This window comes from Leptospira bourretii, assembly GCF_004770145.1.
GTDB lineage: Bacteria > Spirochaetota > Leptospiria > Leptospirales > Leptospiraceae > Leptospira_A > Leptospira_A bourretii.
This window is the reverse complement of sequence record NZ_RQFW01000019.1, coordinates 67228-90719: the sequence shown is the minus strand read 5'-3', so window position 1 is coordinate 90719 and position 23492 is coordinate 67228. Positions and strand designations below refer to the sequence as shown.

Sequence of the window (23492 nt, the reverse complement as noted above, 5' to 3'; positions counted from 1 at the left end):
GTTTACTCCGCCTGGAAGGAAAAAAAATGCGTTTGGATTTCAGAAGCACTGGGCACACGATGGGCTAATGAACGATTGGCGACCAAAGTCCCAAAGTTTTCCGTTTCAAAAAACTGTGAAATGGCATGTTTTTTTTCTCCATTCACAATCCCCGTTTTGATTCCATAAGGTAACAAAAGTTTAGCGGCATTAATTTTTGTGAACATTCCCCCAGTCCCTGGGCCCGAAGGTCCCGTTGCCAGGCTCTCGGTATCTTTAGTAATTTCCGTGAATAAATCAATTTTCGAATTCTCTTTCAAAAATCCATCGACTCCAGTGAGGATGAGAAGAAGATCCGCTCCCACAATGGAGGCAACAATCGCAGAAAGGATATCGTTATCTCCTAAATTGATTTCTTCTGTGGATACGGAATCATTTTCGTTCACGATGGGAAGAATTCCCCAATCTAGAAGTTGGCGGAAGGTTTGTTTGAGATTTGTAAAACTTTTTTCTTCATTCAAATCCTTTCGTCCAAATAGAATTTGCGCTATCGGAACATTCACCCGACTAAAAAAACTTTCGTAAAGATTGAGGAGTTTGTTTTGGCCCATGGCAGCAAATGCCTGTTTTTCGGCGAGAGAGGTTTTCCCATTGGGTAAAGAAACAGGACCACTTTGGTCCACTAGAAGTTTTTTTCCTTGGGCAATAGCACCAGAAGAAACAAGGATCACTTCCTTTCCTTGGTCACGAAGAGAACGAATGTCTCCCACAAGGTCATACAAAAAATCATTAATTTTAGATTCTTCACCGGAAACACGAGCACTTCCGATTTTAATCACAATGAGTTTTGATTTTTGGATGGAGTTTAAAAAATCCTTACGTGTTTCCATAAACTATCTTCGATTTGTCTTCAAAAAATACTTTGTCTATTCGTTCGAGTAGGTAATCCAGATTCAGTTCTTTATCAGCAGAAATACAAATGATTTCTCCTAAATTTGAATAGTTTTTTTGGATTTCTGCAGTGAATGTGGGATCGTTATCCCAAATGTCCATTTTGTTAATAACAAGAAGATATTTTTTGTTTAAAAGAGATTGGTTATAATTTCCAAGTTCACTTCGTAACATTTCTAATTCTTCTTCTAATTGTAGATTTCCACCATCAAATAAAAACAAAATCCCTTGGACACGTTCAATGTGTTTGAGAAAACTAATTCCAAGTCCCACACCACGAGAAGCTCCTTCGATGATTCCCGGAATATCTGCAACAGTGTAACGAAACAAATCTTCATGTCTATGCACCACACCGAGATTAGGTGAAAGGGTAGTGAAGGCATAGCCAGCAATTTTAGGATGAGCGTGGGTGATTTTTGCGAGTAGGGTTGACTTACCGGCATTCGGTAGACCAACGATACCAATATCTGCCAGTAACTTTAATTCTAAAATTAAGGAAAACTCGCCACCTTCCTCTCCGGGTTGGCTGTATCTAGGAGCTTGTTGGACAGATGTTTTAAAAAATGTATTTCCTTTACCACCACGTCCGCCGGTCGCAATGGTAAAACTTTCACCGTCGTGGTTAAAATCATAAATAAGTTCCATTGTCACAGAATCAATAATCTGAGTTCCTACAGGAACTTTGAGGATTAAGTCTTCGCCGTTTTTACCATTTCGGTTTTGACCAAGCCCTGGTTCTCCGTTTTGGGCTGCGTACATTCGGTCGGGGAGGTAGTTTTCTAAAGTCATCATCCGACCTTCGGCAACAAAGATCACATCGCCCCCTTTGCCTCCGTCACCCCCATCCGGACCACCAAATTCCACAAATTTCTCTTTATGGAAATGGACAGAACCTGCCCCTCCGTGTCCGGCTCGAATTTGAATGGGTACTTCGTCGATAAATCCGCTCATATAATCCTTTGGTCAAAAAAAAACCCGTTTAAGGGAGATCCTAAAACGGGTTTTGCCTCTCAAATGTATGAGAGGATTACACTTTCGGGTAAACGGAGATTTGTTGTCTTTCTCTAGTTACGTGTTCGAAAGTCACTACACCGTCAACAAGTGCGTAAAGAGTATGGTCACGACCAATCCCTACGTTTTTTCCCGGTTTGTATTCAGTTCCTCTTTGGCGAACAATGATATTACCAGCAATAGCAAATTGTCCACCGTAAACTTTTACACCAAGTCTTTTCGATACCGAATCACGACCGTTCTTTGTGGATCCACCACCTTTCTTTGTAGCCATTGTTTACCCCTTTATTATTTCGTCTTGGATGGAAATCGCTTGGGAATGAGACCTTTCTAAAGATTTTAATCCAAACTCGACCATGGAAAGTAGGCTTTGGTAGCCAACTCTTTGGTCTTTTTTGATTAAAAAGCTTAAATACCCGTCTCGTTTTTCTTCCGATTCCAAACTGTCTTGTGATGCCAAATACGAGTGAGCACTCTGAACCAGAGTGGAGACTCCTGCACACAAAAGGTTTTCGCCTTTCGAACCTAAGTCCTTGGGAGAATGTCCTTCCAGTTGGATTCCTGCGATTTGCCCTCCTAAATCTTTAAAAATTATACTATAAATCAATTATCCGTTGATGGATACTACTTGGAGTTTTTGGAGTTGTTGTCTATGACCCCAAGACTTCTTGTAGTTTTTTCTCTTTTTGTATTTAAAGCCGTGGATTTTTTCACCCTTGCAGTCTTCTAATACTTTCAAAGTCACTTTGGCACCGGAAAGCGCTGGCGATCCAATGTTGACTTTGTTGTTATCGGAAAGGAGTAGGACTTTCGTTTCTACTGTGCTTCCAACCGAGTTTCCTGTTTTTTCTGCGACGAATACCTGGTCAGGAGACACTTTAAATTGTTTGGCTCCAAGTTCAATGATGGCGAACATATAACTATCCTAATCTCTTTCTCGAATGTAGTTCTTACCAGGATTTCTGATGGGCACCTCTTGTCAAACTGAAATCCCCATTTACAGCCTAACTGGATTAGAATTTCTGGTAAAAACAATGGAAATTCGCAACATCGCCATCATCGCACACGTCGACCACGGTAAGACGACACTAACAGATTGTATCCTTCGCCATACGGGCGCCGTAACCGCAAAAGAAGACCGAGAAAGAATCATGGATTCCAACACTTTGGAACAAGAAAAAGGGATTACCATCCTTGCCAAGAACACTTCGGTAAAATACAAAGGCACTCGCATTAATATCGTAGACACCCCGGGTCACGCTGACTTTGGAGGGGAAGTGGAACGAGTTCTGTCCATGACAGACTGTACACTATTACTTGTTGATGCATTCGACGGTCCGATGCCACAAACAAGATTTGTTTTGGGTAAATCACTCCAACTCGGCCATAAACCAATTGTGGTTGTGAACAAAGTAGACCGGGAAGGCGCAAGACCAGGATTTTCAGTAGACAAAGTATTTGATTTGTTTAGTGATCTCGGTGCCACCGAAGAACAGTTAGACTTTCCAATTATTTATGCTTCGGCCAAACAAGGTTGGGCCGTAAACCAACTTTCGGAAGTTCCTGGTTCTAACATTGAACCACTTCTGGATAAAGTTTTGGCACATGTGCCTGCTGTTAAAAACGAAAGTGACAAAGCCCTCCAATTCCAAGTCACAGCTCTTGATTATAATGAATACGTAGGTCGTATTGCCATTGGTAAAATCTACCAAGGAACCATGAAAAAAGGCGCTGATGTAACACTTGCAAAAACAAATGGAACCACTGCTAACTATAAAATTACAAAACTTTACGGTTATGAAGGACTCACTCGTTACGAAATTGATGAGGCAGGTTCTGGAGATATCGTTGCCATGGCTGGGATTCCAGATGTGTTCATTGGAGATACTGTTTGTGATTTAGGAAATCCACTTCCACTTCCTGCCATCCAAGTAGAAGAACCAACCGTTTCCATGTTCTTTATGGTCAACAACTCTCCGTTTGCTGGAAAAGAAGGAAAGTTTGTTACCACAAGAAACCTTCGCGAACGCCTTGACCGCGAACTTGAAACCAACGTGGCACTTCGTTTAGAAGAAACAGAAGATAAAGATCGTTTTAAAATTTTAGGACGTGGAGAACTTCACTTATCCATCCTCATTGAAAACATGAGACGGGAAGGATATGAACTCCAAGTATCACGCCCAGAAGTAATCATCAAACAAAACGAACTTGGGGAAAAGATTGAACCTTACGAAACACTCGTAATGGACCTTCCTGACCAATACTCGGGCGCATGTATCCAAGAGCTAAACCGCCGTAAAGGGGAATTAACAGGAATGGATGCTCATACTTCTGGAATCACTCGTGTGGAATACACCATTCCGACAAGAGGACTCATAGGATTTAGAGGTCATTTTATTTCTGAAACTCGTGGGGAAGGGGTAATGTCTAGCCGTTTCCTACGTTTTGATAAATACAAAGGTGAAATTCCTGGTCGTAAAAACGGTGCTCTTATTTCTATGGACTCAGGGGAATCCACTGCTTACGCATTATGGAAAGTGCAAGAACGTGGGGATCTTTTCATTGAACCACAAGTAGCGGTATATCCTGGGATGATTCTTGGGATGAACAGTAGAGATTCCGACTTGGAAGTAAACCCTGTTCGTGAGAAAAAACTCACCAACGTTCGTGCTTCTGGATCAGATGAAGCAATTCGTCTTGTTCCACCGAAGAAACTCACCTTGGAACAATCCATTGAATTTTTAGATGATGATGAACTTTTGGAAGTGACTCCGCAAAGTTTACGCCTTCGTAAAAAAGTTTTGGATGCCAGTATGAGAAAAAGATCTGGTGGTGGGAGATAAGTAGAAGTTAAAAACTCTAACTGATTTCTAAAACCAAACAAAAAAGGGACTAAAAATTTAGTCCCTTTTTTTATACATAGAGAAAAGTAAAGGGATGTTGATTCGATTTAAAATCCCAATCCTTTCAGAGCATTTCCTGCACCCGGAATTTTTTTCAATGCATCACCAGCTTTCCCTTTGATGACTTCTTTGACAGCACCCCCGATTAGATCGGTGATGGTACCTAGACCCACACCAAGTTCTACATTTGGATTCCGTATGTCTCCATAGGTTCGAAAAGGAATAAAAAGCCTTTCGTCTTTCACCAAGTTCCCAACTATTTTATTGCGAAGGGCTTTCGGATCGCCTTGTCCTTTCGTGGCTTGTTTGATTTTTTCATCCACTGATGCGAGAGATTTTTTGGATTCATCTTCATCATAGAGCATACCCATTTTCATTTCGTGGTAATTGGTTGTGGTAACTATATAAGACCCTTTGGTGATTTGTAAGTCATAGTTTTTAGTTGGAAATGTTGGTTCATCTAGAAAGGTTACCTTTCCATTGCTATATTCTATATGAAAGGATACGTCTTTTTTTAGTTCCGCTTTTTCTTTGAGTTTATCTAGTTTCAAACCGGCTTGGTTTAACGCTGGAAGTTCCCCTGCAATTGCATCGAAAGCAGCAAATCCGGAAACAAAAGAGTCTTCTTTCATGGTAACTTCATAATTTACTTTAGGATTCACAAGTCCAGTTTTGACCACAAAAGGAGTTACCTTTCCTTCTGTTTCCAATAAAAACTTGGCAGCTTCTTTTTTGTTTCTACCAATGATTGTGACATCAGCATCAAAATTCACATTTACATTGTTATGCGAATTCAAATCACTTCCATCAATATCAATGTCTTTTAACTCTAAATCTAATTTTTGAACCAAAATCTGTTGGCCAGTTTTTCTCATATTGACTTGGATATTTCCCTCTTGGATCCCCACAAGTCCCATCTTAATGGCAATCGGTATGTCCTTAATGGAAAAAGGTCCTGAAGGTGGGGCACTTGCTTTTTCTTTTGCTTCTTCCTCAGCTTCTTTTTTTTTCTCCGCTAAAGCTTCTGGAGAAAGCGCTGGATTCTTTTCACCATCTACGATTTTAGGTGTTTTAAAAAGAGATGTTAAATTATTTCCACCATCTTCATTCATCGTAAGAGAGATTTCTGGTTGTTTGAGTAGGATTTTGTTTACCTTCAAGGTTTTTGTGAGAAGTGCTAAAAAAGATATTTTAACATCTGCTTTTCCCAATTGGATGAGACCTTTTGGTTTTGACTTTCTTTCGTCCAGTGGGATGCCTTTATTGGCTACTTCATCTCTTGGGGCAAGGATGATCCCTTCAATTTCAATTCCAGAGAGGACATTGAATAGACTGATGTTGACTGATTCGACATGGGCTCGTACATTGATGGATGATTCGATCTGTTTGACTAAAAAACTGGGATTGATCAAACTACCAGCAAAAACTAACGCGATGATTACGATGAGGAGAATTGTTGCAATGGCTGCTCCAATTCCGTACCCTATTTTTTTCATATGGTCTCCTAATTCCGACACTAACGAGTGGAATAGAGACTAAGATAAATTTTATTTCTGTAAAGTAAAAAAGGGAAAGAAATTAATTCAAAAACCGTACCGAACTGATAATGTTAGTTAACTGTTGGAAAAGTTCATCACCCACTTCTTCATCAGAATTGTAGGTAACAAGAAGCATTCTAGATTGGTTTGCAACCATATACACCATCCATACTCGATCCTCCTTTAAAAATTCGCAGGCGCGAATAGAAGAACCTTCATTGTTTTCAAAAACTGCCACGTTTTCTGCATCATAATCGATTTCGTGAATTTTTAAGTAGTTTTCTAATTCTTTGTCAACGTTGAAATCTTCTAATTTTGATTCGAAGGCGTAAACTTGCAAAGCACCTCCGCCATCGGGATGAAAAAAAGCAGGAATTTCTTCCACCACCATATGTTCCCAAGTCGCAGGGAATAGAAAGGAATACCAACCTTGTGGGGACCGAAATTGTTTGTAGAGTGGTTTTGTCATAAGAAATCCCTTTTCTTTCCAATAAATCTTTGGAGTAATGGCAGTAAATGATTTTCAAAAGAAAATGGTATTTCCCTGTCATTGCTCTTTTTTTTTCCACTTGTTTTTTAGGAACAATTTCCGCACAAGTTTCTGGTTATGAATCAGCTTATCCTTCTGCCTACTTGTTGGGATTATCTTCATCCGGGGTAGTTAGCCCAAATTCAATGGGAACCGTTTACGGAAATTCTGCCTTTCTTTCATTTCAAAATAAACATCTTGTGGACGGTGGAGTAAACGTAAGTTATGCGAATCCAAAAACATCTCCCTTATATCTTTCTGGTGCCACTTATTTTTCATATTCGGAATCGATAGGATTTGGGTTTCGGGGAAAACCAATTTTTTTAAGATCTTTTCCGGCGGATGAAAGGTATTCGAATTATGCCTTTCAAGGTTTTGTAACCTGGAGATGGAACGAGTATTTATCATTTGCCCTTCATTTGGGTCCGGGTGTTTCGGGACGCATGGGTGGATATAGTTCCTATTCTTGGAATGTATCGGTATCAAGTGCATTTCAATATGGTAACTTTCGATTGGGGTTCATTTTAGAATCACCAGGAACCTATCGATTTGACAAATACTTAGAAACTGAAAAACTAAAAGAACGTCTCCCTGAACGGTTGTTAGTGGGTTTGGGTTATCGACTGAATGAATGGATTGATATCCAAGTAGAGGGGAATCGAACCTTTTTTGAAAAATCTTATACTTCACTCAATGGTGGGAAAAATTCTCTTCAATATCCAGTTCATACGATGTATGCAGGTAACATTGGTTTAGCGATTGGGAAAATTGAATCATTCCAAATTTTATCTGGATTAGGTAGAGAGTTTCGTGCGGATTCGAACCTAAGAGGGTTTTATACTGCCTCTCTGGGAGTTGCTGGTTCCATTTTTCCTGGAGAGCTGGGTCCTGGGTATTTGTACTCGATTTCTGTGCAAAGATCAGGCCTCGGTGTTCCGGAAAGAGACGGGGCTGAGACTCGAGCCTCTGCACAAATCCAAATTCAGTTCCAATGAAGAACACCATTTGCTTAAATCTTGCACAAAATGGCTGGTTTCCATAAACACTTCTTCTCCCTTTTGTTCTAATTAGGTACATATTGTAGAGAAATATAGGATATTCTGACTTCTTTAGGCGAGATGCACTGTCGGTACGATACTTGCATCTAAATCAGAAAGGTATCCTATATGGTTGATTTCAAAGTTTCCAAACGAATGCTCGTCAACTTCCGCGGACAAAACAAGGTCGTGGGAGGATTAACAGATAAAGATAAAATTGCGATCCTTCTCTACATTTCCAAAGAATTTGCTAATTTAGATAGAGAAGACCAACTCTTTTCGAAAGTCATCCTGATCTGTCAGGAAATTTTTGAGTCGGACAATACGACACTCCGGCTCTGGGATGGAGAGTATCTTGTCCCTGTCAAGTTTGTCAAAGAGACCGAACCTCCCCGTAGAAATTTAGTGATGGGAGAAGGTTATTCGGGAGCAGTTTTTGAAACCAAAGAACCTGTTCTTGTGAATGATCTCACTCGTTCGGCTCACTTCTTTGATGAAGGTGAAACCACAAAATCAGTGATGTGTGTTCCCATCATGCAAAAAGAAGAAATTCTTGGAACACTTGCGGTGGAAAGTGAACGCGAAAATTTTTATATCACCGATGATTTAGAAATTTTAGAAGCATTGACATCTCAACTGGCACTAGCTCTTTACGGGGTCAGACTCATTGAAGGACTTGTCACAGCCAGAGCAAGAGAAGCTGCCATCCTGAATCAGTTGGAATGGGATTTAAAAATGGGACGAAATGTCCAAAGTCAAATCCTCCCTCAGGACTTAAGTGCTTGGAATGGAATTTATTTTGCAAGCCACTATGAACCGATGGCAGAAGTCAGTGGTGATTTAGTTGATATCGTTCGACAAGGTCATTCTTTAACAGCTATTAACATTGATGTATCTGGACATGGAATTCCTGCGGCGCTAGTTACCATGGCCATCCACCACCAATTCCGCAGATCCGTGATGGCAGGACTTGGACTCACCGAAATAATGGAAGAACTTGGTGAAAAACTAAGAGAACAATTACCAGAATCTACCTATTTTACAGCTTTTATGGTTCGGATCTTTAGCGATTATACATTCGGTTATGTAAACGCAGGCCACCAACGAATGTTGCATTACAAAGCAGCTGATGACACTTTTATTCAGTATGATACAAAAGGAGTTCCTCTCGGGATTCTTCCAGTCAGAAAAATTGATTACGAAGAAAAACAAGGCCGTTTGGAGCCAGGAGATTTTTTACTTTTGATCTCTGATGGATTCAGTGAACAAAGAAATCATTTAAAAGATGAGGTTGGTGTCGAAAGAATCCAATCCTGGTTACATGATGAACGAGAAAAACTTGTGATGGAAGGAAGAGGAAAGGTTGACTTAAAAAAACTGTCCGCAGCCTTTGTGGAGAGATTTAGAGCCTATCAAGGTGACGTTCCCAATGGAGACGACTTAAGTTTTCTTTTCCTTTATTGTGGGGATTCCATTCCAGAAGCTTCGCATTACATCCAATTGGCGAAACAATCCAATTCAAAAATGAAAATGGAAGAAGCATATGCACAAGCCTTAAAGGCCTTTAGTATTGATTCTTCTTTAAAAGAGATATTGGTGTTTTTAGGAAAAATGTATTACCGAGATGGGAAATATAAAGAGGCAATTCGATATTTAGAAGAATATTTGAGAACTTCGGGTGATAATACAGCTGCCTCTCATTTTATGATGGGAAGGGCGTATTACAAAGCGGGGATGATTTCGGAAGCAAAACGAGCGTTAAAGATGGCACTCTCCAGTGACCATAGTTTTGCCAAAGCAAGTATCCTACTTGCACAATGTTATTTGAAAGAAAATGCGAAACCAAAAGCAATCAAAGTATTGCAACAAGGCGTAAAGAACACACCTCAAAGTTTGGAATTAAAAACTTCTCTTTTGAGGTTAGAATCACACTCGCAAAAGGTCGGTTAAGGAAAGTTTTATGAAACAAGTTAGCATATTTTTATTTTTAACGGTTCTTCTTTTTGGCTCCACAATTGGAGCGGAAGAAGTAACAAATAACCAAGAAAGTTTAGAATCATTGGCAAAAGAAATGGCAAGTATCAAGTCTTCTCTCGCTGAAACAAAACTTGCCTTAGAAACAACAAAACAAGAGGCAAATTGGGTTTGGACTTGTATAGCAGCCTTTCTTGTATTTTTTATGCAAGCAGGTTTTGCTTATGTGGAAGCAGGATTCACAAGAGCCAAAAATGCTGTGAACATTCTGATGAAAAACTTCTCTGACTTAACGGTGGGAGCCATTGCCTATTGGGTGATTGGTTTTTCCATTATGTTTGGTCCCCAAGTGTTAACAGGATTTGGAGTGGGTGTTCCTTCCTTTGCAGAAAGTCTCATCAATGCTGAGGATGGAAGTATGGATCCCTCTAAGTATACTTTTTTTATCTTCCAAATTGTTTTTGCTGCGACTGCTGCAACCATTGTTTCGGGAGCGATGGCAGAAAGGACAAAGTTTTCAGCTTATCTGGTTTTTTCGATCATCATCACGGCTTTTATTTATCCAATCTTTGGCTCCTTTGCTTGGGGGAGCTTACTCGGAATTTCTACAGGATTTTTAGAATCTCTTGGACTTGGCGGTGGAGAAGGAGTGGGATTTCATGACTTTGCTGGATCCACTGTTGTTCATAGTGTAGGAGCATGGGCAGGACTTGCTGGTGCGATTGTAGTGGGACCTCGGATGGGAAAATTTCAAACCGATGGGCGTGTGTATCCTATTTTGGGTCATAATATGTCCATGGCTGCCCTTGGTGTGTTCATCCTTTGGTTTGGTTGGTTTGGGTTTAACCCTGGTTCAACGACTTCCATAGAGGGAGGAAGTTTTGCAAGGATCGCTGTTGTCACACATATGGCTGCTTGCGCCGGTGCCATCGCTGCTATGGTTCTCACTTGGATTCTTTTCAAAAAACCAGAAATTGGATTAACTTTAAATGGAGGACTGGCAGGTCTTGTCGCCATCACCGCTCCTTGTGATGTGGTGAGTATTACCGGTGCCATTTGTATTGGAGCCGTGGCTGGGGTCCTTGTGATTGTTTCCGTTCTTTTCTTAGATAAAATCAAAATTGATGACCCAGTGGGAGCTGTTTCGGTTCATGGGGTTTGTGGGGCTTGGGGGACTTTGGCAGTCGGTTTGTTTAGTGTAGAAACAGGATTATTTTCCGGGGCTGGATTTGCTCAATTTGCAGCGCAAGCAATCGGAGTGGCGACTGCCTTTCTTTGGGCTTTCCCAACCAGTTTCCTTATGTTTTATATAATCAAAAAGACCATTGGACTCCGGGTTTCGGAAGAAGAAGAATTATTAGGTTTGGATATTTTAGAACACGGAAACGAAGCTTACCCCGTTTCCAAATAGTCCTTGACCCTAGGCATTCTATATGGGAAGTCTAGGGTGTGTTCCGTTTTCCTTTAGTTCTCATTTTATTTTTTGTCGGTTGTTTTGAATACGAAGAGACAATCCTCTTTCGAAAACTCAGCTCTGGAACAGTCGAAATTGCCTATACAGTTCCCTTAAAAAGGGATTCCAACGATTCCCTGATTAAATTTTTACCTACTTCCAAAGAAGAAATCATTAATTCTGTTAAAAAAAAATCGAATAACAATCTACAGGTGAGAGACTTTACCTTTCGGGAATTGGAAAAATCAGAAACCACTGATATGTATTTCAAACGAAAAGGAAAGGTTTCCTACAAACTCGACTTTGAAGATCCTTTGCATTTGGATGGGGTATTGATTGGAACTTTTTCTATTAAATCAAAACCAAGATCTCTCACTGTCAAAAGAGATTTTCCTAACCTAACAGATAATGCAATTCTTGATAGCAGTGCCGGTGAGAAAAAAATCATTTCGGAGACGTCTCGGTTACTCAAAGAAGGACGTATTCAGTTTAAGGTTTTATTTCCTAAAGATTCAGAATGTAGTTCGAACCGTGGTTTTATTGGACTTGGAAATTTAACTTACCAAATCCCATTGCAAGAAACTTTGGAAAATCCAGACTCCAAAACCTGGGAGTACAAAATCCGTTTTTTCTAAACGAGATTTAACTCTTTGGCAGTTTTGATAAACAAATCAAAACCATCTAAATTTTTCTGTTCTGGTATATAGTGTAATTCTTGTTTGAGATAACGATCTGTCACCGCAATCGGCAATCGTTTTTCTTCTTTGATGATGGAGTCCAATTCTTTTAGCCCGTATTCCAAAGCGGTTAAAAAAAGTCTGTCATCCCAAACCTTTCCTTTGGGGAAGGCCCAAAAAGCAAAACAGAAATAAAGTCCGGTTGACCTGTTCCACCATTCCGCAAGATCCACAACTTGGTATCCAGGAACTGGAGTTTGTAATAAGGCATGGTCTCCAAACAAAAGGTGAGACCCAATCCCATCTAACATCATTTGCGAGATCTCAGAAGCTGGGGTGGGAACTACCTCCACAATTTTTCCAAACTCACGATAGAGTAAACATTGTAATAGGGCCACACTCGACCTAGACCCCTTGTCTGTATAAACAACCTGGGGCATTCCGGTATCTTTTTCGTGCCGGAAGAAGAGAACAGAACGAACGACATCTCTTGCGCAAACTCCCACAACTTTCGTATAATCCAAGGTTTCGTGGTTTCTTTCACATTCGATAGACGAAACGAGGGCACAGTCCAATTCTCCTTGTTTCAGAAGTTCGATGAGAACACTCGGGTTCTCATACAATGGTAAATATCCGGAAGTTCTTTCAAAATACAGGGTTAGGGGGCGGGCATTCAGGTGTTTTACAATGCCAATTTTCATTATCTAATTTCCCTTCTAAAAAACAACTTGTCAGATCGAGAAAAACGTGTCGAATCACTTACGAGGGCAAATTGGACTTTCGAACATCTTTAAACACAATCGGTGATGCCGAATTTGAATTCATTAAAAATTTAGTGTACAAACAAGCTGGGATTTTTTTAGCTCCGCATAAAAAAATCATGGTCCAGTCCAGACTCAATGCAAGGCTCCGTACCTTAGGGATTACTAGTTTTGAAAACTATGTAGCAAAACTAAAATTAGATCCTAAGTTTGCTACGGAAGAAATGCAGGAGCTAATCAACCGGATTACCACTAACAAAACCGATTTTTTTCGCGAAAACCATCATTTTGAATTTTTAAAGAACCAATACTTTCCTGCTTTAGAACAAGCAGTCGCCACTGGTGGTCCCAAATCACTTCGGATTTGGTGTTCTGCGTCTTCCACTGGAGAAGAACCCTATTCCATTGCCATCACTGTTTATGACTACTTCCACACAAAACCTGGTTGGAATTGTAAAATTTACGCATCAGATATTGATACCCAAGTGATTGCCACTGCAAAAAAAGGAGTGTATCGGGATGATCGTCTCGAACCAGTTTCAGAGGCAGTGAAAATCAAACATTTCAATAAAATCATTGAAAAAGACCATGTTTATTATGAAGCAAAACCTCACCTAAAGGCTTTGATTGATTTTAGACAAATCAATCTTTTGCATTTCCCATTTCCGATCACAGACAAATTGGATTTAATCTTTTGTAGAAATGTGGTCATTTACTTTGACAAACAAACCCAAAAAACTTTGTTCCAAAACTTTGAAGCCAGTTTGAAACCAAAAGGATATTTGATTCTTGGTCACTCGGAAACTATGTTTGGAATTTCGGATAGTTTTAAATTTTTAGGACATACCATCTACCAGAAGAAAGACTAAACAATCTCTGGTTCATTGGCCCAAATCTTTTTTAGATCTTCCCACATTTGGTAGGGTTCATAGATGACAATCCGAGTATTGGAAAGTACATCTAAAAAACCTGCCTCATTGGGAAATCTGGGCACAATGTGTTCATGGATATGAGGGATGGACCCACCACTATTTTTTCCTAAATTATAACCAATATTAAACCCTTGCACCTTCCATTGTTTTTCCAAAATTCGCATCGTTTTTTGGGTCAACCTATGGATGTCCAATGCTTCTTCTTCCGTAAGTTCTAAGTAGTGGATGATATGACGTTTGGGAAAGATAATGATATGGCCTGGATTGTAAGGAAAAAGATTCACCGAAACAATGGAAAGTTCGGTTTCGGCAATGGTCAGGTTGGGAACAATTTCGTTTTTGTCTCGGACCCCACAAAGGATACAATCCACATTGGGTCTGTCCCCTTTGGCATAACCCAATTTCCCTATGCTGAACAGGTTTTTTCTAAGAGAATGTTCTTCATAGGAACTCATTTGTACTTTCAATCTCCCCAAAGGATTAAAGGATTGCAAGGATTTTGACAGGTATACAGTAAGAAAGTAACAGTGTCAGAATCGCCTCATATTCCCGTACTTCCAAGAGAAGTCATTGATTTGCTACAAAAATCGGAAGTCACCGAACCCCAGTGGTTCTTAGATGGGACTGCTGGTGAAGGTGGTCATTCCAAACTCATTCTACAAACCTTCCCAAATGCAAAGCTCATCCTGATTGATCGAGATGCTGTCATGTTGGAAAGGGCAAAAAAAGAAATTCAATCTGTCATTGGTTCTCTTGACCGTGTTCATTCCTTTCAAATGAATTTTTCTGAAGTGGATAAGGAACTTTTGGAATCTTTAGATTGCCCCGGTCTCGACGGAGCCTTGGTTGACTTAGGTGTCTCTCTTTTCCATTTTCTACATTCAGGACGTGGATTTACTTTTAAAAATGAAGAACCTTTGGACATGAGGCTCGAACCGCAAGTGGGCAGGAAAACTGCCGCCGACATTATCAATTATAGCACAGTTTTACACTTAAAAAAAGTGTTTTGGGAATATGGGGAAGAACGTTGGGCATTAAAAATAGCAAATAACATTGTACAGTCGAGACACAAAAAAAAATTTCAAACCAATACCGACCTGGTAAAGCTTGTGGAGGCTTCCATCCCAAGAAAGTTCTGGCCAAAAGAATCACATCCAGCCACAAAAATCTTTCAGGCTTTGCGGATTGAAGTCAACGAAGAACTGTTACATGCAGAAAAAGGAATTCGTAACCTTGCCGAGTGTTTGAAAGTGGGTGGCGTACTCGCATGTATTTCCTTCCACTCATTAGAAGACAGAATTGTCAAATGGACCTTCCGCGACCTAAAGGCATCCGAACATTTTGAAATTCTAACCAAAAAACCAATTTTACCAACCGATACGGAAATCAAAGAAAATCGGGCATCCAGATCGGCAAAATTAAGAGGTCTTCAAAGAATAAGTCCGATATTAAATAAGAGATGGGAACGATGACTGGAAAATTAAAGAACATTCCGAAATTCTTTGTCGATTTTATTTCTCCTCTCAAACCTTTTGTTCTCTTAATTCCTTTTCTTTTGTTTTTTTATTCGAGTGTTTGGCAAGGATTGGAAAAGGCAAGACTCACCAGACAGATCCACGAACGTACTTCCACCAAAGAAGAATTAAAACGCAAAAACGATGAATTAAAAATAGGAATTGTTTCTTATACATCTGCAGAACGAATCGAAACTCTTTACCGAAGGACTTACCAGTTTCTTCCCATCAGTTTAGGAAATCGTACGGTGACCATCGAACTTCCTCCGATTCCTGATGAGGTAATCACTCAAAAATAATGAAAGTATCAGAAATTATCAAACGAATCCCTGAATTGAAACTAATCAAAGGAGAAAGTTCAACTGAAGTAGCTTATATTTGGGCTGATAGCCGAAAATTAGAAGCCAGGGATATCTTCGTTTTGCCGGAAGAAAACACAGAAAAACAAGAGGCATTTTTAAAAATGGCTCTTGCAAAAGGATCTGAAGTTGTTCTTATTTCTAAACGTGATGTTAAATTAAAAACTTTAGAATCCTTTCCGGTGGTCCTTGAAACGGAAGAAGCCGTGGGCGAGGCCCATGGGAAAACTGCATGTTTGCTTGCAGGGAACCCAGCCAAAAAAATGAAACTTGTGGCCATCACTGGAACCAATGGAAAAACTTCGTTAACATTCATCCTTTTTCACCTAGCAAGGAAAGTTGGGAAAAATGCTGCCCTGATTGGAACTGTTCAAATTCAAATTATGGATCGAGTTTTAGAATCGGGATATACAACTCCAGATGCTTCTTCATTAAATCTACTTCTTAAACAGATGTTAGATGAAGGCATTGAATATGTTTTTATGGAAATGAGTAGCCATGGATTAAAACTGGGGCGTGTAGCAGGTCTTGAAATTACTTGCGCTGGATTTACAAATTTAACACAGGATCATTTGGATTTTCATACTTCTATGGAAGATTATTTTGAAAGTAAATTTAAAATCTTTCAACTTTTGGAACAATCCTCTGTAAAAAATAAATTTGGTCTCGTTGCTTCAGATGTTTCCTTTGGGGAAAAGATGGTAAAACGAATTGCGGAAGCAAAATTCAAATCCCCAATTTATTTACTTGGAAAATCTGGGGAATTTAATTATTCGAATACAAAACTTTCTCTACTTGGAAGTGAATATCGCTTTCATAAAAAAGCAAAAAACCTTCCTTTTATTGAAGTTCGTAAAATTCGAACAAACCTACTTGGAAATTTTAATGTATTCAATACATCATTTGCGTTAGCAGTTGCTTACGAGTTAGGTTTTCCTTGGGAAGAAGTAATTTCCTGTCTTGAAAAAATTCCAACTGTTCCTGGACGATTCCATGTGGTTCCATTTCCAGATAGATCAAGAATTGCCGTTGTGGATTATGCCCATACACCCGATGCTTTAGAAAACATTTTAAAAAGCTGCGTGGAAATTGCGCCCAAACAAATCATTTGTTTATTTGGATGTGGAGGGGATAGAGACCGCACCAAACGTCCGCAAATGGCAAAGATCGCTGAGAATCTAGCTGATTTAGTCATTCTTACCTCAGACAATCCGAGGACGGAGTCGCCAGAGGTTATTTTAGACGAAATTGAATCTGGGTTCTCCCGTGGGTTCCAGAGATATGAAAAAATCGTCGACCGACGAATGGCAATCAAACGAGCCGTGAGTTTACTGGAACGGGATGGAATTTTGGTCGTAGCCGGAAAAGGTCATGAAACATACCAAATCATCGGAAAAGAAAAAACAAAATTTATCGATTTTGAAGAAATAGAGAATGCTTTTCAAAACTTAGAATTAGGTCGATAGGGGAAATAGAATGTTCCAGTGGATTTATGAATCGTTTGGAAACGATTATGGTTTCCTTAGAGTTTTTAGTTATGTAACACTCCGTGCGATGATGGCGGGTCTTACTTCTATGTTTATTACTTTTCTTTTTGGAAAGTCATTGATTTCGTTTCTTCTCTCTTTGAAGTTTCGAGAATCGGTTCGTAACGACGGTCCGCAATCCCATGCTGCCAAATCAGGAACACCTACAATGGGTGGTCTTATTATGATATTATCCCTTACCATCTCAACGCTGTTATGGGGAAATCTTTCCAATCTAAATGTTTTGTTACTTCTTGTGTCAGCCATTCTATTTGCTGGCCTTGGATTTACTGATGATTATATGAAGTCGGTTAAAAAAATCAAAGGGGGAATGCGTGCTCGAACCAAATTTTTAGTTACCATCTTCTTTGCTGTATCCATCACAACTCTTTACTTCTACTTTACGGGAAAATCAAATATCGTTGCAACCAAAGGAACTATATTTACAATTACCGATTTGTTTTTGCCATTTGTCAAAGGCCCGGTTTGGAATTTAGGAATTTTAGCAGTTCCCTTTGCTATCATCGTACTCATTGGAAGTTCTCATGCAGTCAATTTAACGGATGGTTTGGATGGATTAGCTTCCGGCACCGTAGTCATTGCCACAGCAACATTTGCACTTATTTCCTATGTATCAGGAACTCCTTCTGCTGCTAATTATCTCCACATTCCTTACCTTCCTGGTTCTCACGAATACTCTGTATTTCTAGCAGGTCTTTCTGGGGCTTTACTGGGATTTTTATGGTTTAATTGCCATCCTGCCCAAGTGTTTATGGGTGATACTGGATCTCTATTTCTTGGGTCCACACTTGGACTTGTTGCTATTATGCTCAAAAAAGAAATCCTTCTTGTCATCCTCGGAGGTATATTTGTGGCTGAGGCAGTGAGCGTGATTTTACAAGTAGGATCCTTTAAACTGACAGGGAAACGTATTTTTAAAATGGCACCTTTGCACCATCATTTTGAATTGTCAGGTTGGTCGGAAGAAAAGGTTGTGATTCGATTTTGGATCATTGGAATCATTCTTGCCATCATTACCTTATCTACACTGAAAATCCAATAATGCAAATTTTTCGGAACATACAAAACCTCTTTCGTTTTGGGACTTCGAGGTTTGATGGTCCGGTATTGTATGGGATTTTTCTTTTGTTCGGAATGGGCATTGTCATTATGTACAGTGCCTCCGTGATTCCCGCAGAACGTGAATTTTCAGATCCCAATTATTACCTAAACAAGCAGTTGTTATGGGGTGGAATTGGAATATTCACTTTTTTGGTTTTTAGTCAAATTCCTTACCAATTTCTCGTTAGGTGGTCTTTTTTATTTTCTGTTTTAAGTTTGTTACTTTTGATTTCCGTATTCATTCCTGGACTTGGAAAATCTGTTGGGACAAGTTATGGAAGAAGTTTTAACCGTTGGATCCAAATAGGTGGAGTTCAAATCCAACCATCCGAATTTTCTAAAATCAGCATTCTGTTATTTTCTTCTTATTTTTTTTATAACTTTGATTTTAAAAAGGTAAAATGGGACCGGAAGAAAATTACCTCAGTATTTCTTATTTTTGTAACATTAGTTCTCATTGTCATTGAACCGGCATTTGGAACCACAGTCGAACTTCTACTTGTTTTATTTTTTTTCGTCCTGCTTGCAGGTTTTCCCATGAAACGGCTTTTTATTTTGGGTGCCTCTGTTCTACCGCTACTAGTTGTTCTTGTGACACAAGTTGGGTATCGTAAAAAACGTTTAGAAATCTGGCTTGATCCTTATAAATTTCGATTTGATGAAGGGCACCAACTTGTGACTAGTTTTCGTGCCTTTTTTGATGGAGGAAGTTTGGGAAGGCCCGTAGGATCAGGTTACGCCCATCGTTATTTGGCCTATAGTCATACCGATTTTGTGATGGCTTCCTTTGTGGAAGATTTTGGATTTTTAGGATTTTTGTTTTTTCTTTTTCTCGTTATCTTTCTTTTAGTTCGGATCTATTTTTTACTCCTTCGGACAAAAGACAAACTTGGCTTTTTTTTGGGTTCAGGGATTCTGATTCTCTTTGGGTTCCAAACAATTTTGAATTTATTTGTAGTTACCGGAATTGTTCCAGTCACAGGAATCTCCCTTCCGTTTCTTAGTTATGGGGGATCGTCTCTGATCACTATATTCATCCTATTCGGAATTCTTGCCAACATCACAAGTAAGGAGAACCTGGTCTTATGAGTGGATCTGTTCTAATTGCTGCCGGTGGAACCGGTGGTCATATTTCTCCTGGTGTTGCGCTCGCAGAAGTATTGGCTGAAAAACTTTCTTCCTTTGGGTTTGATGCGGTGTATTTGCATTCTCTTGTCCGAAATAAAGACAACCCAGATTTACTCAATCCTCCTTGTGAAGTCCTTTGGCATAATGTACCGCAGTTAGGTGGTCTAAAAACAATTATTTATCCTCTTTTGTTCTTATTTCCCTTTTTAAAAACCATTATTCTATTCAATCGATTAAAAGTAAAAGCTGTGATTGGGATGGGGGGGTATTCTAGTCTTCCTGCAATCCTATATGCGATTTTATTTCGTAAACATTTATACCTTTGTGAACAAAATTGTGTACCGGGAAAAATCACTCGGATTTTTGCTAAGTTTTCTCAAAAAATTGCATTTAGTTTTCCTTTAGCGGAAGGTTACGGCATTAAGGGAAAAATCATCGGTAATCCTGTTCGAAGAAGAGTGATTCCCGAACACCTCAATATAAGACAAAATGAAAATCTTCATGAAGGCAAAAAGAATACAGTAAATGTTTTGGTGCTTGGTGGATCACAAGGTGCAAGGCAACTCAACCAAATGATTCTGAAAACAATGGAGAATCCAGAAATTTCATCAAAATATAAATTCAGACTTCTCACTGGGACTTCTCTATATGAGGAAACAAAATCAAAATCAGTCGGTGACGCAGAAATCATTTCTTACGCCAATGATATGAAACCAAACTATGAGTGGGCAAACATCGTTGTGGCAAGATCTGGTGCCGGTGTTCTTGCTGAATGTTTGGTGTTTGGATTGCCAATGATCCTTATTCCTTATCCCTACGCTGCAGACAACCACCAAAAGGAAAATGCAAATTATATAGAATCACAAGGTGCTGGTGTGAGCATTCATTCCACTTCGGATGACCCAACAAGACTTGTACAGATTTTACTTGGATGGAAAGACCATTCTGAAATCCTTCGTGAGATGGGACATGTATCCTTGGCATTGTCAAATGTCAATGCAGCCTACCAAACAGTTTCATATTTTTTTACTGAACATAACTGACGTATCGAAAGAAATGAAAGGTCCGATTTTATTTTTAGGAATTGGTGGGAGTGGGATGTCGAGTCTTGCTCATATGGCTCTTGATTTAAACCTTCCTGTTTTGGGATATGATCAAAAAAAAACAGATACCACTGCTTACTTAGAACAACGAGGGGCTCTGATACAAAATGAGATTTCTAAAATTCCCCTAGATGGAATAGAAATGGTAGTTTATAGTTCCGCTATCAATGACAAACACAAACAAGTGTTTGATGAAATTAGAGAAAAACAAATTTCTTTAAAACATAGATCTGAATTTATGCACCTGCTTGTTTCGAACCAGAGATCAATTTCTGTTGCAGGTAGCCACGGCAAAACTTCAACAACAACGATGGTTTCCCAAATCCTTTCCGAACAGGGAATGGATCCTACCATTATGATTGGTGGAGATACAAGCCTTCTTGAAAAAAGAGGAGGAAAAATAGGGAAAGGAAGTTTTGCTGTTTACGAATCAGATGAATCTGATGGAAGTTTTTTGAAACACAAAGCTTCTATTCGTTTATTAACAAATATTGATAACGATCACTTGGATTATTACAAAACAAGAGATCGTTTGGAAGATGCTTTTTTTGAATATATGGCCTTTGGAGTGGAAGGGGACCTTGTTTTATTTGCAAATGATCCAGGGATTCGGGATGTACTGACTCATAAAACAAAGGAAATTTTCTTTCATCCAAATTTCCATCTGTATCTTTGTCTGGAGAAAAAAGAATTAGAGAAAGAATGGTTTCGAAAACTGCAATCAAAACTCGGCAATCAATTGGTTTCGATTGTTTATGAAATCAAAGATGGCGTTTTAGAATTTCAATTTCCCGAGCCTAAGAAGTATTTTCTGCAACTTCCATATCCGGGTGTTCATTATTTGACAAATGGGCTTGTCGCCTTAACAGGTGCCTATGTAACAGGGATTCTACCAGAAATTTCAGTGGAAATCCTTTCTCGTTATATCGGTGTAAAACGAAGACAGGAAACTTTGGGAACTTGGAACGAAGTGACGATTATGGATGATTATGGTCACCATCCAACAGAAATTGCAATGGTCATTTGTTCCCTAACGAACCAATTGAAATCAACCGGTAAACTTGTGGTAGTTTTCCAACCACATCGATACACTCGGACTCAATTGTTATTAGAAGATTTGGCTAAGTCTTTGGCTTGTGCAGATAATCTTTTTTTACTTCCAATTTATTCTGCTGGGGAAACTCCAATTCCCGGAATCAGCCACCAATCTTTTTTACCATTCCTAAATTCCGAAAACACTGAATTGTTAAGTGGAGAAATCGAATCCGATTTAACTTCCATCAAACATAAATTAAACAAAGGAGACATTCTACTTTGTTTGGGTGCTGGTAATGTTCGAGACTGGGGGCTTAGTTTACTAAAAACCAATGAATGAATTATAAATCGTGGAACAGGGGATTTACTTCCTCTAAATTTCCTTTAAAGTTCATATGTCCCATTTTCCTTCCGATTTTCGCTTCCTTTTTTCCATAAAGATGTAACTGGTATCTATCATCTTTTAGAAGTGTACGAGCAATCTTTAGGCTTTCCTCATATTGATTACCCAAAATATTTTTCATTAAGGTTGGTTTTGGCCTAACATCTGTTGGGGGATGATTCCCAGTGATGGCAGAAACATGCAAATGGAATTGAGAAAAACTTTGGCAATCCTGTGTAAAATGTCCAGTATTATGTGGTCTAGGAGCAAATTCATTGAGATACAAATGATTGTCTTTGAGAAAAAATTCTACCCCAATGGTTCCAATATAACCGATGGATTCCGCTAATTTTGAGGCCATTTCGATGGCTTCTAAATTAAGCCCAGCGGGAATTCTTGCTGGATAAATTGAAAGATCCAGAATATGATTTTTGTGTTCGTTTTCAACAGCACCATAACAAACAATTTCGCCATTTTGAAACCGAGTGAGGATGATGCTGATTTCTTTTTGAAACTTAATTACTTCTTCAACTAAGTATTCTTCGTTTTCATTTCGAAAGGCAGTTTCTAAAAACTTTTTGTATTGGCTTTCATCTTGGATTTTCACCTGTCCTTTCCCATCGTATCCAAAACGTAAGGTTTTAATGATCCAAGGAAAACCAATTGAAACTTTTTGATTAGAACTATCTTTTGTGAGATGAAAAAACTCAGCAGTTCTAAATCCCAATTTTCTAAAATGTGTTTTTTCCAAAAACCTGTCTTGGGCAATGAGCAAAGCTTTCGGTAGTGGATAAATAGGGGTTTGTTTTGATTCCGATTCCAAAAATTCTAAGGTGGTTTTGGGAATGTTTTCAAATTCAAAACTCAGAACGTTTACTTTTGAAAGAAATTCTTTTAAATCAGAAAGTGAATCATAGGATGCAACGGTTGAAAAAGCCCCAACACGCATACAAGGTGATTCTTTATCTGGAGAATAACAGTAAAAATCATAACCAAGGGGAAGAGCTTCTAAACACATCATTTGGCCCAACTGACCCGATCCTAAAACACCAATTTTCATATATGATTCTCTTTAGATAAGTTGGTCATTTTTCGAAAGAGCTAACTTTCGATTTGTATCCGCATAAGACTCTAACTTTGAATGTAATGATTGGTCCAAAAGAGAGAGAATCCGAACTGCTAATAAACCTGCATTTGCGGCACCACTGGTTCCGATGGCAAGAGTGGCAACAGGTACACCTTTCGGCATTTGTACAATAGAAAGAAGACTATCCATTCCGTTCAATGCTTTGGATTGAACTGGAACACCTAATACGGGTAACGTGGTTAGAGAAGCCGTCATTCCCGGTAAATGGGCAGCACCACCAGCACCAGCAATGATCACACCAAAACCATTTTGTTTTGCCGATTTCGCAAATTCTACCATTCGTTCTGGAGAACGATGAGCGGACACAATTTCCTTTTCATAAGGAACTCCGAACTCTGACAAAATATCACAAGCTTCTTTCATGGTTTCCCAATCGGAATGAGAACCCATGATCACAGCTACTTTAGGTAGATTTGTAGGCATACGTGTAA

At 39.2% G+C, this 23492-nt stretch carries 24 protein-coding genes; 13 read left to right on the top strand and 11 right to left on the bottom strand.

Annotated features, from left to right (window positions below):
• Window positions 1-2 precede the first annotated feature (2 nt).
• The 5 genes from proB to rplU all read right to left on the bottom strand — a co-directional run bounded on the left by proB (window position 3) and on the right by rplU (window position 2857).
• Window positions 3-869 carry a glutamate 5-kinase gene (proB, locus tag EHQ47_RS14735; RefSeq protein WP_135748024.1) on the bottom strand — a complete coding sequence of 289 codons (867 nt, stop codon included), beginning with the start codon at window positions 867-869 and terminating at the stop codon, window positions 3-5.
• Window positions 856-1881 carry a GTPase ObgE gene (gene obgE / locus EHQ47_RS14730; protein ID WP_135748023.1) on the bottom strand — a complete coding sequence of 342 codons (1026 nt, stop codon included), beginning with the start codon at window positions 1879-1881 and terminating at the stop codon, window positions 856-858. Before obgE ends, proB begins: the two co-directional genes overlap by 14 nt.
• Window positions 1882-1957: 76 nt before the next feature.
• A complete protein-coding gene (gene rpmA / locus EHQ47_RS14725) occupies window positions 1958-2215 on the bottom strand; it encodes a 50S ribosomal protein L27 (RefSeq protein ID WP_100742967.1) in 258 nt (85 codons plus the stop codon).
• A gap of 3 nt (window positions 2216-2218) precedes the next feature.
• Window positions 2219-2548, bottom strand: a complete 330-nt coding sequence (locus EHQ47_RS14720; protein ID WP_135748022.1) for a ribosomal-processing cysteine protease Prp — start codon at window positions 2546-2548, stop codon at window positions 2219-2221.
• Complete coding sequence (gene rplU / locus EHQ47_RS14715; RefSeq protein WP_002974492.1) at window positions 2549-2857, bottom strand: 50S ribosomal protein L21; 309 nt, start codon at window positions 2855-2857, stop codon at window positions 2549-2551.
• Between the two features lie 118 nt (window positions 2858-2975).
• On the opposite strand from rplU, the gene typA reads away from it, so the two are divergent.
• On the top strand, window positions 2976-4784 hold the full coding sequence (gene typA, locus EHQ47_RS14710) for a translational GTPase TypA (protein WP_135748049.1): 1809 nt from the start codon (window positions 2976-2978) through the stop codon (window positions 4782-4784).
• A 107-nt stretch (window positions 4785-4891) separates the two neighbouring features.
• Here the strand turns inward: typA and EHQ47_RS14705 are convergent, their stop codons facing one another.
• Both EHQ47_RS14705 and EHQ47_RS14700 read right to left on the bottom strand, forming a co-directional pair.
• The gene (locus EHQ47_RS14705; protein WP_135777461.1) at window positions 4892-6340 is read right to left on the bottom strand and encodes an AsmA family protein; all 1449 of its coding nucleotides are present in this window, start codon (window positions 6338-6340) and stop codon (window positions 4892-4894) included.
• Window positions 6341-6422: 82 nt separating this feature from the next.
• The gene (locus tag EHQ47_RS14700) at window positions 6423-6851 is read right to left on the bottom strand and encodes a hypothetical protein (protein ID WP_135693431.1); all 429 of its coding nucleotides are present in this window, start codon (window positions 6849-6851) and stop codon (window positions 6423-6425) included.
• Window positions 6852-6898: 47 nt separating this feature from the next.
• On the opposite strand from EHQ47_RS14700, the gene EHQ47_RS14695 reads away from it, so the two are divergent.
• The 4 genes from EHQ47_RS14695 (at window position 6899) to EHQ47_RS14680 (ending at window position 12010) form a co-directional block, all read left to right on the top strand.
• The gene (locus EHQ47_RS14695; protein WP_135748020.1) at window positions 6899-7906 is read left to right on the top strand and encodes a hypothetical protein; all 1008 of its coding nucleotides are present in this window, start codon (window positions 6899-6901) and stop codon (window positions 7904-7906) included.
• Between the two features lie 171 nt (window positions 7907-8077).
• Entirely contained in the window at window positions 8078-9898 is a 1821-nt protein-coding gene (locus EHQ47_RS14690; protein WP_100718308.1) for a GAF domain-containing SpoIIE family protein phosphatase, read from the top strand.
• A 10-nt stretch (window positions 9899-9908) separates the two neighbouring features.
• On the top strand, window positions 9909-11333 hold the full coding sequence (locus tag EHQ47_RS14685) for an ammonium transporter (protein WP_135777460.1): 1425 nt from the start codon (window positions 9909-9911) through the stop codon (window positions 11331-11333).
• Window positions 11334-11371: 38 nt separating this feature from the next.
• A complete protein-coding gene (locus EHQ47_RS14680) occupies window positions 11372-12010 on the top strand; it encodes an LIC11874 family lipoprotein (RefSeq protein WP_135748019.1) in 639 nt (212 codons plus the stop codon).
• Here the strand turns inward: EHQ47_RS14680 and EHQ47_RS14675 are convergent.
• The gene (locus tag EHQ47_RS14675) at window positions 12007-12753 is read right to left on the bottom strand and encodes a menaquinone biosynthetic enzyme MqnA/MqnD family protein (RefSeq protein WP_135777459.1); all 747 of its coding nucleotides are present in this window, start codon (window positions 12751-12753) and stop codon (window positions 12007-12009) included. The genes EHQ47_RS14680 and EHQ47_RS14675 overlap by 4 nt on opposite strands.
• A gap of 71 nt (window positions 12754-12824) precedes the next feature.
• Here EHQ47_RS14675 and EHQ47_RS14670 point away from each other — a divergent pair, with 71 nt between their 5' ends.
• The gene (locus EHQ47_RS14670; RefSeq protein WP_135748017.1) at window positions 12825-13682 is read left to right on the top strand and encodes a CheR family methyltransferase; all 858 of its coding nucleotides are present in this window, start codon (window positions 12825-12827) and stop codon (window positions 13680-13682) included.
• Here the strand turns inward: EHQ47_RS14670 and EHQ47_RS14665 are convergent.
• Window positions 13679-14200, bottom strand: coding sequence for an HIT family protein (locus EHQ47_RS14665; protein WP_135748016.1), 522 nt, complete (start codon window positions 14198-14200; stop codon window positions 13679-13681). The genes EHQ47_RS14670 and EHQ47_RS14665 overlap by 4 nt on opposite strands.
• 72 nt (window positions 14201-14272) lie before the next feature.
• Here EHQ47_RS14665 and rsmH point away from each other — a divergent pair, with 72 nt between their 5' ends.
• From rsmH to murC, 7 genes are read left to right on the top strand one after another with little or no spacing between them, the layout of a single operon-like run.
• Window positions 14273-15217: a 16S rRNA (cytosine(1402)-N(4))-methyltransferase RsmH gene (gene rsmH, locus EHQ47_RS14660; RefSeq protein WP_135748015.1), complete on the top strand. Its 945-nt coding sequence runs from the start codon at window positions 14273-14275 to the stop codon at window positions 15215-15217.
• Window positions 15205-15558: a hypothetical protein gene (locus EHQ47_RS14655; RefSeq protein ID WP_135748014.1), complete on the top strand. Its 354-nt coding sequence runs from the start codon at window positions 15205-15207 to the stop codon at window positions 15556-15558. Before rsmH ends, EHQ47_RS14655 begins: the two co-directional genes overlap by 13 nt.
• Window positions 15558-17084 (top strand): UDP-N-acetylmuramoyl-L-alanyl-D-glutamate--2,6-diaminopimelate ligase, encoded by a 1527-nt coding sequence (locus tag EHQ47_RS14650; RefSeq protein ID WP_135777458.1) that lies wholly within the window; start codon window positions 15558-15560, stop codon window positions 17082-17084. The genes EHQ47_RS14655 and EHQ47_RS14650 overlap by 1 nt, the downstream gene beginning before the upstream one ends.
• 10 nt (window positions 17085-17094) lie before the next feature.
• A complete protein-coding gene (mraY, locus tag EHQ47_RS14645) occupies window positions 17095-18207 on the top strand; it encodes a phospho-N-acetylmuramoyl-pentapeptide-transferase (protein WP_135777457.1) in 1113 nt (370 codons plus the stop codon).
• Window positions 18207-19355, top strand: coding sequence for an FtsW/RodA/SpoVE family cell cycle protein (locus EHQ47_RS14640; protein WP_135749066.1), 1149 nt, complete (start codon window positions 18207-18209; stop codon window positions 19353-19355). The genes mraY and EHQ47_RS14640 overlap by 1 nt, the downstream gene beginning before the upstream one ends.
• Window positions 19352-20437 carry a UDP-N-acetylglucosamine--N-acetylmuramyl-(pentapeptide) pyrophosphoryl-undecaprenol N-acetylglucosamine transferase gene (locus tag EHQ47_RS14635; RefSeq protein WP_135749067.1) on the top strand — a complete coding sequence of 362 codons (1086 nt, stop codon included), beginning with the start codon at window positions 19352-19354 and terminating at the stop codon, window positions 20435-20437. The genes EHQ47_RS14640 and EHQ47_RS14635 overlap by 4 nt, the downstream gene beginning before the upstream one ends.
• Before the next feature lie 13 nt (window positions 20438-20450).
• Window positions 20451-21872, top strand: coding sequence for a UDP-N-acetylmuramate--L-alanine ligase (gene murC / locus EHQ47_RS14630; protein WP_135749118.1), 1422 nt, complete (start codon window positions 20451-20453; stop codon window positions 21870-21872).
• A gap of 1 nt (window position 21873) precedes the next feature.
• Here murC and EHQ47_RS14625 read toward each other — a convergent pair whose 3' ends face one another.
• Complete coding sequence (locus tag EHQ47_RS14625) at window positions 21874-22974, bottom strand: 5-(carboxyamino)imidazole ribonucleotide synthase (RefSeq protein ID WP_135777456.1); 1101 nt, start codon at window positions 22972-22974, stop codon at window positions 21874-21876.
• A gap of 12 nt (window positions 22975-22986) precedes the next feature.
• Window positions 22987-23484 (bottom strand): 5-(carboxyamino)imidazole ribonucleotide mutase, encoded by a 498-nt coding sequence (gene purE, locus EHQ47_RS14620; RefSeq protein WP_135749069.1) that lies wholly within the window; start codon window positions 23482-23484, stop codon window positions 22987-22989.
• Window positions 23485-23492: the final 8 nt, after the last annotated feature.